Source organism: Paraburkholderia sp. BR14320 (assembly GCF_040948665.1).
Classification (GTDB): domain Bacteria; phylum Pseudomonadota; class Gammaproteobacteria; order Burkholderiales; family Burkholderiaceae; genus Paraburkholderia; species Paraburkholderia youngii.
This window is the reverse complement of sequence record NZ_JBFPKG010000064.1, coordinates 24,283-36,135: the sequence shown is the minus strand read 5'-3', so window position 1 is coordinate 36,135 and position 11,853 is coordinate 24,283. Positions and strand designations below refer to the sequence as shown.

The 11,853-nt window shown below is 59.1% G+C and carries 5 protein-coding genes and 8 pseudogenes; 2 read left to right on the top strand and 11 right to left on the bottom strand.

Annotated elements, in window-relative coordinates:
- A pseudogene (locus AB3X89_RS34760) lies at positions 1-439 on the top strand (integrase core domain-containing protein); the annotation flags it as partial.
- A 238-nt stretch (positions 440-677) separates the two neighbouring features.
- Here AB3X89_RS34760 and AB3X89_RS34755 read toward each other — a convergent pair.
- Positions 678-1,650, bottom strand: a pseudogene (locus tag AB3X89_RS34755) (transposase); the annotation flags it as partial.
- Positions 1,651-1,771: 121 nt separating this feature from the next.
- Here AB3X89_RS34755 and AB3X89_RS34750 point away from each other — a divergent pair.
- Positions 1,772-1,984, top strand: a pseudogene (locus tag AB3X89_RS34750) (IS6 family transposase); the annotation flags it as partial.
- Between the two features lie 85 nt (positions 1,985-2,069).
- On the opposite strand, the pseudogene AB3X89_RS34745 reads toward AB3X89_RS34750, so the two are convergent.
- From AB3X89_RS34745 to AB3X89_RS34700, 10 genes and pseudogenes are all read right to left on the bottom strand, one after another.
- Positions 2,070-2,201, bottom strand: a pseudogene (locus tag AB3X89_RS34745) (IS481 family transposase); the annotation flags it as partial.
- 1,344 nt (positions 2,202-3,545) lie between these two features.
- Entirely contained in the window at positions 3,546-4,133 is a 588-nt protein-coding gene (locus tag AB3X89_RS34740) for a hypothetical protein (protein WP_368587282.1), read from the bottom strand.
- 661 nt (positions 4,134-4,794) lie between these two features.
- A pseudogene (locus tag AB3X89_RS34735) lies at positions 4,795-5,083 on the bottom strand (IS5/IS1182 family transposase); the annotation flags it as partial.
- Between the two features lie 148 nt (positions 5,084-5,231).
- Positions 5,232-6,767 (bottom strand): annotated as a pseudogene (locus tag AB3X89_RS34730) (IS66 family transposase).
- Between the two features lie 79 nt (positions 6,768-6,846).
- Positions 6,847-7,218, bottom strand: a complete 372-nt coding sequence (gene tnpB, locus AB3X89_RS34725) for an IS66 family insertion sequence element accessory protein TnpB (RefSeq protein WP_368587281.1) — start codon at positions 7,216-7,218, stop codon at positions 6,847-6,849.
- A pseudogene (locus tag AB3X89_RS34720) lies at positions 7,218-7,699 on the bottom strand (IS66 family insertion sequence element accessory protein TnpB). The gene tnpB and the pseudogene AB3X89_RS34720 overlap by 1 nt, the downstream one beginning before the upstream one ends.
- 320 nt (positions 7,700-8,019) lie before the next feature.
- Positions 8,020-8,232 (bottom strand): annotated as a pseudogene (locus AB3X89_RS34715) (IS6 family transposase); the annotation flags it as partial.
- Between the two features lie 417 nt (positions 8,233-8,649).
- On the bottom strand, positions 8,650-9,282 hold the full coding sequence (locus tag AB3X89_RS34710; protein WP_368587280.1) for a response regulator: 633 nt from the start codon (positions 9,280-9,282) through the stop codon (positions 8,650-8,652).
- Positions 9,279-10,904: a response regulator gene (locus AB3X89_RS34705; protein WP_368587285.1), complete on the bottom strand. Its 1,626-nt coding sequence runs from the start codon at positions 10,902-10,904 to the stop codon at positions 9,279-9,281. The genes AB3X89_RS34710 and AB3X89_RS34705 overlap by 4 nt, the downstream gene beginning before the upstream one ends.
- 255 nt (positions 10,905-11,159) lie before the next feature.
- On the bottom strand, positions 11,160-11,465 hold the full coding sequence (locus AB3X89_RS34700) for a hypothetical protein (RefSeq protein WP_368587279.1): 306 nt from the start codon (positions 11,463-11,465) through the stop codon (positions 11,160-11,162).
- Positions 11,466-11,853 lie beyond the last annotated feature (388 nt).

Genomic DNA, 11,853 nt, shown 5'->3' with positions numbered 1-11,853 from the left:
TCATCGCGTCGATCGCGGCGAAGTTTGGCTGCTCGGGCGAGACACTGCGCAGCTGGGTGCGCAAGGAAGAGCGGAATCGGGGTTTGCGCCCGGGCACAAGCACGCAGGAGCAGGATCGGCTCAAGGATTTCATTAACCTGGCGCAGCTCACGGTTCTCCCTCTCCAGCTCCGGTCGAGGCTGGCATCGGGCCGTCAGTGGGCAGCGTGGGCGACTCCTACGATAACGCACTGGCTGAAACGATCAACGGCTTGTACAAGGCAGAGGTGATCCATCACCTCGGACCGTGGCGCAATCTGCAGGCCGTTGAAATGGCGACGCTCGAATGGGTGGACTGGTTCAACAATCGTCGGCTCTTCGGCCCCATCGGCAACATTCCACCTGCCGAGGCAGAAGCCGCTTACTATGCAAATCTCGCTGAGTCTGTCACTGTGGCATGACGCAAGCAAAACGGTCTCCGGAAAACCCGGGGCGGCTCACCAGTATCCGCCCTTCCTTTTTTTTTATTAGTGCCGACGTCGATGGCAGCTTAATGCGCGCGCACTGGAGAACCTCGAAAATCGAAAATCGGTTTCCCGAGTCGTTTGATGCCGTGGCGATTCTTGTCAGCGACTTAGTTCGAGCGTTTGCATTGACGAACCGTGATGGGCATGTCCCGTCCAGCATCGGACGACCAAATTTCAGAGCGGTAATCCCGCTTTGCAGGGCTTGCTCGAACCACTCTCCCACTCCTTTGCCGAAGCGGGTTTGCGGTAGAACCGCAGCCGTGTCAGTTCGTCGCGCAGCACGTAAATGCATAACAGCGGCTGGTTAGCGGCCAGTAACTCCTTGAGGTGCACCGACTGCTCAGGTTTCAGGGTGCGGCGGTTACGCAGCAGCAGCCATTGGCTGGACTCCAGGACCTTGCAGGCTAACCGGTCATGTCGAAGCTGGTTGGCCTGATCGACGCGCACGCGATCGATGACTTCCCGCCCGTATTTGGCGACGACTTGGAACAGGTCGCAGACGATTTCCGCCTGTGGGCAGTGGGCGGTGATCTCAAGTTCATAGGCCATCGCCAGATCGATGGCAACTGCCTGGATGTGCCCGGCTACGCCTTCAGGAAGCCGCTCGAAAGGCCCGGGCGATCTCGCGGGAACGTCCGGGACCGATCAAGAGCACCTGTCGGCCGATCGGATCGACCACCACCACCGCGTAGCGATGACCCTTGTGAAGCGCAAACTCGTCCGTCGACAGATAGAGGATCATCGACCAGTCCGGCTCGGTCACACGAGCGCGCAGGCGCATCTTGTCGATCAACTTGACCGTGGTATGCCAAGGCCTGCGAGAAGTTGGTGCAGGCGCTCAGCGTACAGGCGGTGGCTGCCTTCTACGATCTGGGTTGGCAGACGTGGACCATGGCGCACCAAACCCGGTGGCGCAGCACATGCAGCACCACCCGGTACTCGAACGGCGGGAGATCGCGGACGCACCGAACCGTCGTCTCATGGATCTGCCGGCACCGCGCTCCGCACTGCTCGCGGTACATAGCCTTGCCTCACCGGCTTCAGTTACAGCGATAGCGTCTGGCCTTCACATTGCGGCCATTCCACGCACCCCAACGATAACCCGTCCAGCACGCCAGTGCCTGCAGTGCCATGCGATCGAACAACCCCGCCTACTGAGTTCCTTAAACTCAGGTCTCAGGCTACGCAATCGCTCCCTAAAGCTCCACGGCTTCCTTCGATGAACCTTTTATCTTCAAAGGTTTGAAGCAAGTCGCGCGTTCCGGCGCAGCCCGCGCTCAGGTCAGTAATCGGGCCGAAAGCAGTCCTCAGTCGGCGACAGGTGAACGCGAGCGACGCATGCGCGGCTTCCGCGATCCTGAGCGCACGCAGACTTTCTCATCGAGCTTCGGTTCGATCTCACAGCACTTCACGCTCAAGCGACATCTGCTATGCGCCTCACCCTACCGCAAACAGCTCGGGGAACGTTTCGCCGCGTAGCGGCGTTTCACAGAGATCACCCAAGTTCCGTCCGTTTTCTGAACAAGCGCTTTCCCTCCCCGCTATTCGGCAACGGCAGCCTCGACCGCAAGTGACCCATTACCCGACAGGCCTGACTGACATTGCCAAGTTGATGGGCCAACCCGAGCGTGCCGACCTTGGCACGGGTTACCTTTTGCTCCTCAGTCTCGGACTCCTCGGTGTTCGCGACGTGCATCGCCGCTACCCGCTACGTCCTCCGCGCTGATGCGCGCCAGCATGAAAACCCAACAAGTGTCAGATTTTGCCTAGTCCACCGCATATCGCTGGTTGATTCACGATAACGGATCTCGGCCAACTGCAGCGCTCAAAACCACTACGTCCTAGTCGCTCCACCTTTTCACGCACATTCCTATCCGGTTGCAGTTTCAGCCCTAGGGTGTGATACGCGAGCAGCGACGGTCGATGCCCGACCCTCACAGAGGTTCTGCTCGACGGGAAAATGCGCACGGCCGCGCAGATAACCCCGCACCAGGTCGCGTGTCAGTCACGCGTGCCGGTGCAAGGTCAACCGACTGACTATAAGCTGGAGAACAGATAACCACGCCACCATTGATCACAAGACTCACCAACGTAAAAAGGGCGAACAGGTGGCAGTAATGCACCGCGTGGCGCAACACCAGTGCAACCCTCATTTCTGTGGTGAGAAACGACAGCTTGGCACCGAGTGCAGTGTCCACGATCGAAAACGCAACATGCACACCGACACGAGCCACGAACGCCACGCGCGCGGGCGCGTCCGCGCCAGTCCGATGAAGCGCCGGAAGAATCGGCCGTCAATACTGTAGACTGCCTCGAATTTCTGATCACCAGCAAGGATTCGCGTTGGCCTGCTCCCTCTAGTTCTGCGTCATTTCGTTCTGTAACTTCGCTACTGACGACGCCTTGAGCGCTGCATCGTCGTTGAAGGCGCACCACTTCTTCGCTCCTGACTGACCCTCGATGATTTCAGGCCCAACGACATCGTATTGAGGCAGCCATTTCTTGACCGTTTCCTTCAGCCTTAAATAGACGTCACGACCAATCTGTCGTATTCCTTTCCGTTCACATAGAACATCAGTGACCGAATGCTACGCGCTCCCAAATAATCGAAGACTTTCTCGCCTTTAGCCACTTTCAGTTGCACCATCTTGATTCTCCGGAGAACCTGCCTGCTGTTCGGCGAAGGGGTTTTCGTACCGCACCGTGACTAAGATCTTCATTCCCGCCGCGCGCGACGTGTACGCCGACCGCCTTCTGGGCATGGCTCGGCCTCAGTACGCGACCGAGCGACCCCGGGAGCCGCAAGCACGACGTCCATCGTGCCCTTCTGCTGCCAGCGCTTGGAGTTGTGCCGGGCGGTAATGTGTGACGGGAAGCCGAGGTTCTGCAGCAGATGCCCCAAGCGGCATTCCTTGGTCAGCACATGCACGATGCCTTTCAGCCCGCAGACTGGCGACGCGCGGACGGCCCAGGCCAAGTGTCTGCGAACCGAAGAGCGGCTCAACCATCACCCATTCGTCGTAAGTGGGCGGCTGGTAGATCAAACGTCGCTTACCTCTTCTTCGACCGATCGTTGAGCGGTCTGGCCGTCCAGCACTTCGATCCGAAACGGGCCACGGACTCCCGTTGAAAATTCGGCCGCCGCGGCCAAAGCGCGTTCGAGTCTGACGTCCGGCCGCATCGGCACACCGACGGTGGTATGCAGTGAGCCCAGCGCCGCCTGTTTGCCGCTACCACAGGCATCGAAGTTCACGGCGCATTCACCAACCTCATAATCGTCGTCAATGTGGAAGATGCGCCCCATGTACCCAACCAGAAAAGTGCCAGCCGATTCGTGTTCGCGGTCCTTGCGCGCGAACCCACCGCGGGTAAAGCACGCGCGTACCGCATCAATGAACGTCGTGCACATGAAGGCGAACACATCGGTGCCCTCAGGGCGCGGCGCGACGGTCAGACTATGGCCCAGAAGCTGCCCCATCCTGAAGGATGTGGTGAAGCCGATCAGGAACGGTCCCACCCGATAAATCTTGGGGTCGGCGCGCACGGTGATGGACCCACCCCCCGCTCCCGCCGAATCCGCACCCATGTAAACCTTCTTGCCATCTGTCAGCGCCACAATGCAGGTCATGCTGCCTCCGTAGGTGTTGCCCGATAGAACGCGACGCGCACGCCCTCGCACGGCTCAGCCGTGGTCGAATCCATGCAAGTACGCCCATTGCCGCCCAGAACTGCCTCGCGGGTCTATGACGTCCCGCCGGCAGGTAACTTCATCAGATCAGCGCGACAATCTTGTGCCACTGATTTTCAGTGGCCCGCATTGCCCGTGATTGGCGTTGTTCTAACGCAGAAACCAAGTCATTGGCCTTTTCAAGCGTGACAGCTCCTGTATAGGCATATTATGCCGGTCAATACCGCATCGGGTCCGGCGGAGTCCCAGACAGTGATAGCGCCATGAGCCGATCCTGCACAAAGAACGCATAGCAGCAACACAGCGCGGAGAACGTTTTCGCGAAAGAAATTCATGCCTTCCTTTGTAAGTAAAACACTCGTCAACTAGCCATCATCCACGTCGGTAACGAAGGCCATCGAGCGCCAGACGGGGATGCCTATAACTGCGCAAATTCGTTGCCGCGCACAAGGTCTAAACCTCGGATTCTGATACTGTGCAAAATAAATGCCACGATATCACTAATTACCAGTCACACTGATATAAAACGTTTTTTTAATGCCATAACGATTGTTTAATATTTTAATCGTTTGGAAGTGCGTTCTACCGAGCCATCCGTCTACATATGCCCGATGGTCGGCTCAATCGCGCTACGCCGCCGGATCATGACGCGCAACGTTCGCGTGATGCCACGGCGCAGACCGGGGTGGTAGACCCTAACGCTGTCCGGTTCGGCGCCCCCGGCAACCACGGTCGACGATCACGATTTCAGGTTGGACGTCACTTAGAATCGCCGCGTAGTCCAGCGCTTCTTCCATGAGATGACCGTCGTGCGCATTGCCCGGCATCGAGCGGGTCCTAATTACCGGCGTCCTCCGACGCGTCACCGTGATCAATACTTCTACACCGTAAGCGCGAGATTTAGCACAGCGAATGAGGAATCGTTTGCATTCTGCGCGCGTGAGTAGCCCCATCGCGACGGTCGATATTGACCGGCGACGTTTCCAATTGTGTTCGGGGAGTGTGCGCCGACGTGGCGGCCTGCGCGCGTCTTGTGTGTCAGCTCGCTTTCGACTCGGCGCTGCGCTTCACATAGTTGAACGGCAGCAGATCGCTGATGTCCGCATCCGGCGCGCGTTGCGGCGACTCCGGTCAGCACGTGTACGAGGCACGCATAGGGCTCGACGCCGCAGGCCCGACAGGTCCGGATCAAGCTGTACACCATGGCGCTCGCCTTTGCTCCGGCAACGGTGTCGCTGAACAGCCCCGAAGTTCTGCCAGTGCAGAAGGGGCGGATATCGCGTTCCATGACGTTATTGTCTACCGGGGCAAGCCCATCTGCCACATAGCGGCTCAGGTATTCCCACTGGTTGCGTGTATAGCCAATTGCCTTGCCCAGCAGGCTCTCGGGCAACACCTCAGGGGTCTGCTCATCGAGCCATTTCCTGAATGCTTCGAGCAATGGAGCACTGTGCTGCTGGCGCAGGCGGTACATGTAGCCGATACGCGTCTCGCCTTCAGGCAGATTCCCTTTGGCAAGCCGCTCGACCTAGTACAGTGCCTCGAAGTACTTGAGTGCCTGCGCTACGCGGCAACCGGGTTTCCTCTGCCCCTTGAGCGCGTCGACGAAGGTCCGTCTCGCATGGGCCAGGCAGCCGAAGTGAGTTGGGCCTTCGACCGTGCGCCACGCAGCGTAGCCGTCGCTCATGAGCAAGCCCCTGTAGCCCCCGAGGAACCTCTTCGGATGTTCCTGACTGCGCTCCGGCTGGCGCCACCGGCTCCCCGCAGTTCTCGGCACTGCGGTACGCCCACATATAGCTCTTGCTCTGCGCGCTCTTGCCGGGCTCCTTGAGTACCTGCACCGTGGTTTCGTCGCCGTGAATCAGCGGCTGCGAGAGCAGCGTCTTACGCAGCGCTGCGTACAGGCGGCTGTAATGCAGCTCGGCGGGCCGGATGATCCAGTTGGCCAGTGTGCCACGGCCTACCGGAATGTCTGCGCGCGCAAATACGTCTGCCATCCGGTACAGCGGTGTACCGTCGACAAACTTGCCGGCCGTGACGGTGGCGATCACCGACGCGCTGGCATTGCTGCCCGGCAGCGCCTGCAGGCATCGACGCAATCAGGACCGGCGTGCGGTCTGCGTGGCGCTCGCAATGCCGGCATGCGTACTTGAACCACACCTGTTGCAGCACCGACGCCTTGACGTCGATGTGCAACTGCTCGCTGTTATCCTCGCCCATGCGGTGCATACCGTGACCGCAGCAGGCGCAAATCTTCTGGTCCTCAGGCACGTCGTATTCGATGCGCTGGGGCGGCAGGTTGGCCGGCAGCGGTTTGCGCCCGCGCTTGCCGCCTTCCGGCTCGTTGACTTGCGGCAGTCCGGTGTCAGGCAGCGCGAACGCGTCATCAGCGTCGTCGTAGGCCTGGGCCATTTGTTCGGCTTCGTTGAACACGCGATCCTTGAGCTTCTCACTGCGGGGCGCAAAGCGCTGGCTTTGTGCAAGCCCCAACTGCTCGTCGAGGGTCTGTATGCGCGGGGCCAGGTCAGCAGTACCCTGCTCAAGCTCACGGATATAGGCTTGGGCGGCCGGCAGAAGTCCAGAGAAGATGTGTGTCCATGCCTCTCACGATAGCGATGCAACCGCCGAAACGGGTTTACGTGCCGCCTTGATATCAATCAAGGTTTGTGTCGATCGTCTCGGGCCGATAGCGGCGGGATGGATGTCGACGAACCGCTTCAATGTCGATGCCCTCAAGCAGCCAATGCAGCTGTTCGGTCGTCAGTTCGATGACGGCCTGCTGCCGGCGCGGCCACACTAACCGGTCTGCTTCCAGGCGGCGCAGCATCAGCCGGAAGCCGTTACGCTCCCCCAGCAACAGTTTGATGCGGTTAGCCCGCCGGTTGCTGAACGCGTACACGGCGCGTGCGAGCGGATCGATCTGCATCGACTGCTCAACCAGGTTGACGAGGCTGTTGATCCCAGCCCTGAAGTCGATCGGCTCGCGGTGCAGATAGACTCGCAGCTCCGTATCGAAGCGGAACATCAGCGCGCTCGCAATGCTGCGGTCATCGCCGTCACGAGTGAAGCGTCGCGCCCGGTACACTCGAGCTCAATGAGATCCCCATTGGGAAGCGTCGCCGACAGGCCCGCCAGCGATGCCGGGCGCGGCGAAGGACGAGAAGGTTCACGCTGTGGCGTCGATTCCGATGCGGGTGGCACAGCTCCCCTTGGGACCAACGCCGGGGCCGCGTCGTCGATTGTGACGACTGTCGCGAATGCCGATGGTGCTTGCCCAAGATCGGCATTTGGACAGAAGTACATTCACGCTGCTCTTCCAGGCGCACCCACTTGTGCAACTGGTTCGCATTCACCCCGGCCTTCAGCGACAAGCCAGCCAGCGATGCGCCAGGCAGGCGGCAGGCCTCGATCAGCTTGCGCTTGCCCTCCGGGTTGGATCCATGCTTGCCATCAGCACACGTCCGGATCACCCGCAGGGGGAAAAAGTCAAAGTCAGTGTCGGTCATTATCTGCGTCCGCAATCCAAGTCTGCGGGCGCAGCTTGCATCTTCCCGACTACGGAGGCTAGGTGCGCCTTATTTCGCGCTTACTTTACACCTTATATGGTCGCGCCCGGTTTATCAGGCTTTCTTTCAAGTGGTGGCGACGCTGGTAATCGACTGCTTCCGTATATCCAGACTGTCAAACGAGCCAGATGAACTCTAGGCCTTCGATGCAATCTGCTGTCCGGGTTCTAGTTGAACTCTCGGGCTCGAACGTGTGGTGCGTGGGGTGATTCAGGATCTCCTCGCCACGGTCTAACCTAGCGGGGAGGGAAAACGCTGGCTCAGAAAGCGGACGGAATTTCGGTGATGTCTGCCAAACGCCGCCACGCGGTGAAGCGTGCCGCGAGCTGTTTGCGCGCGTTCAGGATCGCGAAAGCCACGCATGCGTCGCTCGCGTTCACGGTCGGCTGATTACCATTTTCGGCACGGCTATTGAGCCGCGCGCTGGCTTTGACAAAGATGTGCTTGACGTAAGCCGGTTCGGGAATCTCGGCAGGCCAAACGGTCATCCCGGCCGCCGCTCGTTTTACCGTGAACTTGGTGGAATCATCCTTGGACGGTATCGAAGCGCTGCATTATCTAGCGCCACTCGGCGACGTAGCGCCATCGTGATACAGGCCAGACGCGTGACTGAGCGACGGACGTTATCGGCATTTCGCGGATCACCGCTGGATGCAAGCAAAGGCTTACCGGTCCAAGTCAAATCCCAATTCCGTGGAGCAATATCTGTAGGAGCGGTAAAATTCGATTACCCGGTCGCGAAATGTGAATCGCTGGCAGATACTTCTTACAATCCATTGCGCCAGCCATCCTTAGCGCCCTCAATGTCGCCCGCGCGGCAAGAGAAATGCGTGCGAACTCGCTGACGACCACTCGTAACTTCATTTCATCAGGCGATTGCCAGCATCCTTCTACTCGACGATCAGCCCATGCCGGATCGCGTATCTAATCAACTCGGCGTTGTTGGACAGCCCGAGTTTGCGCATTAATCGCATCTTGTGTGTACTGATAGTTTTCGCACTGAGCGTACATGTCTCGGCGATTTCATTGATGCTCCTGCCCGCCGCGAGCATCTGCAGCGCCTGGAATTCGCGATCCGACAGTACTTTATGAGGAGGCACGTCGTCGCGCTGAGTATCGAAGACCATTGCATCGACGAGCTTCGGGTCGAGGAAACGCCCGCCCTCCGCGAGCTTGCGGATCGCTGCGAGCAGCACTTCCGGGTCACTGTCCTTGGTCAGATACCCCGTCGCTCCCGCGCGCAGCGCGCGGGACGCGACCTGAGCCTCATCGTGAATGCTCAGTACGAGCACCGGCAATGAAGGATGTTCCGCCCGTACTCTGCGAATCAGGACGACACCACTGATGCCTGGCATCGTCATGTCGAGCAACAAAAGGTCGACTGCCCGCGAGCGCAACCCATCGATCACTTCTGACCCCTGTGCCGCTTCCGCCACAACGACGATATCGCTCGTAGTAGCTATGATTTGTCTGAGTCCACCACGGACGATTGCATGATCGTCTGCGATGAGTATCCTGATCATGTTCGAAGTCCGCCATCGAGCGGAATGTGAATTGAAACCATGGTGCCCGCGCCCGGCGCACTTTCGATTGAAAGCGATCCGCCAATCAGCCGCGCGCGTTCGTTCATGCCGAGCAGGCCATATGAATAGTCGCCCCTCACGACTTGCTGGTCGAAGCCGCGGCCATCGTCACGCACCTGCAGCAGGAGCTTCGCCGCCGTCGAAACAAGCGTCACCTCGACATGTGTGGCGACGGCATGCCGCGCGACGTTCGTCAGCGACGCCTGTGCGATGCGGAACAAGGCCGTGGCATGTGAATCGGACAGCGAGGGTTCTCCGCCTTCGATGCGCAATTCACACACAATAGCATTCCGGAGGTTGAACTCGTCGACAAGCCATTCAAGGGCAGACGCAATTCCGAAGTTGAGCGCGGCGGGCCGCAAATGACTCGCGACATTTCGCACCATCGAGATCGTGCCTTCGACTAGTTGGCGCATATCGTCGGCTTTTTTTGATGCTTCCGCGTCGTACGCTATACGCATCTTGAGCAGGGACACGTCCATCTTAAGCGCAGTCAGCAATTGCCCCAGTTCGTCGTGAATTTCCATCGCAATGCGCCTTCTTTCTTCTTCGCGAATCGCCTCCATGTACACGGACAGTTCGCGCTGCTCCTCGCGCGATTCGACGAGTTCCTGCTCCATTTGCTTGCGCCCAGTGATGTCGTTCAGGCCAACATAGATCGCCGGAGAATCGTCGTAAGTCGCAACGCGTGCCGTCACCATCGCCCAGAATCGTGTACCGTCAAGACGCCGCAATTTGACTTCTGTATTGCGCAAGCCACCCTTCGTTTGTAGATCCTCGATCAGACGCTCATGCTCGCCACGTTCGGCATAGAAATCGTCGATATTGGCGGACGAGGCTTCTTCCATACCGAAGAGCTCACGCAGCGGCCGGTTTGTGTACAGGATGTGTCCGTCAGGCATCGACGTGATGCACAGCGGCACCGGACTCGTTTCGACAATCGCGCGAAAGCGAGCCTCGCTTTCCTTGAGACGAGCGTCTGCACGCCTCCCCTTGTCGATCTGCGCCAGCAAGCTCGTGTTGGCATGCGCGAGCTCTTCGGTGCGCAACGAGACGCGGTGCTCCAGATCGTCGCGCGCTGCCGATAGCACCGCTTCCGTCTTCTTTCGCACGGCTACTTCCGCGAGCAGCAGGTGGTTCTGCGCGAGCACCTGCTTGTGCGTCATCCGCAGTTCAAGGTGCACGCCAACGCGAGCCAGCGTCTCATCGACACGTAACGGCTTGGTTACATAATTGGCGCCGCCCACCAAAAAACCTTCGACGCGGTCCGCGTTGCCTGAGAGCGAGGTCATGAATATGACCGGGATGTCGCGCGTGCGCTCATCGTGCTTGAGGCGTCGACAGGTCTCGAAGCCGTCGATGCCTGGCATCTCCACTTCAAGCAGGATCACGTCCGCCTGCGCAAAGACCGCACGCTCGACCGCTTCCGTCCCATCGAGCGCCGTCAGCACCCGAATGCCGTGCGCCTCGAAGCTGTCGACAATCACACCGAGATTCCCCGGCGTATCGTCGACGATAAGAATCGTGCCCTTGTGCGCGACCAAAGCGGCCAAATCGGTCATGATGCGGTGTTTCATTCGAGATACCGCTCCACGAGTTGCAAGATCGCTTTCCACTCACAGGTTCACGCGAACCGGTTCCTATCCCAAATATTCGCGCGAGTGCCGCCATTGTGGGAGTCCAATATTTGGACCTCGATCCAGAGCCTAGTCTACGCGCCCTTGTCGGCTTCAAGGTCCGCTGCGACAACGCGCACCGCAGCGTCAAATCCGCCGCACGCTCCACGAATCTTGCGCTTATGCTTGCATTTTCTCTCCCTACTCCGCTCGCGCCATCAGCGTGACTCTGCACGGCGCGGCCAATTCGTCGATCAGATCTGCCACTTCGCAGAGCGCGCGGAAGTCACAGTCGTCGATCCGATTAGCGTGATTCCGCCGCAAATCGCGAAGTGTTTCGCCAAGGCGCCTGAGCGCGCTGGGGCTACTGTCGCGCAATGGCCAGCAAAGCATCAGATACGCAAGTGCCGTCAAGCTGCGCGTCTCGCACCAAGTGTCGAACAGTCGCAGACATATCGCGTCGATCTGCGAGACGACGTTCTCCCTCTCCGACAGATAGCCCATCATAATTCGTCAAGTCGACGTTGCATGTCTTCATGTTCATTATCGACTAGCAGACTTCCTACCGCATTCAGCGCTTACTGCAAAATCAGAGTATGAGATCCTGAATCACGCGTCAGGACATCCTGACGCCATTAGCGCAGAAAGCCCGCCGATAGGTAAACCTTCAATTTCCGCCGCACAAGGGCGATCCGATTCAGGAAGTCCTGACGGCTTCAACCAGCGCTTCGTGAGACAACATTCGTCCGGCTCCGATTGGACGCCCGCTCCGATCGCCATACCATCGAACCATCGTAGATCGAGGGGAAAACCATCGCGGCCTACACATCGCTGCGCTCTAAACACGAAAAGCTCGTTGGCCCGACGCGCAATTACTGGGCGCTTGTCCGCCTGC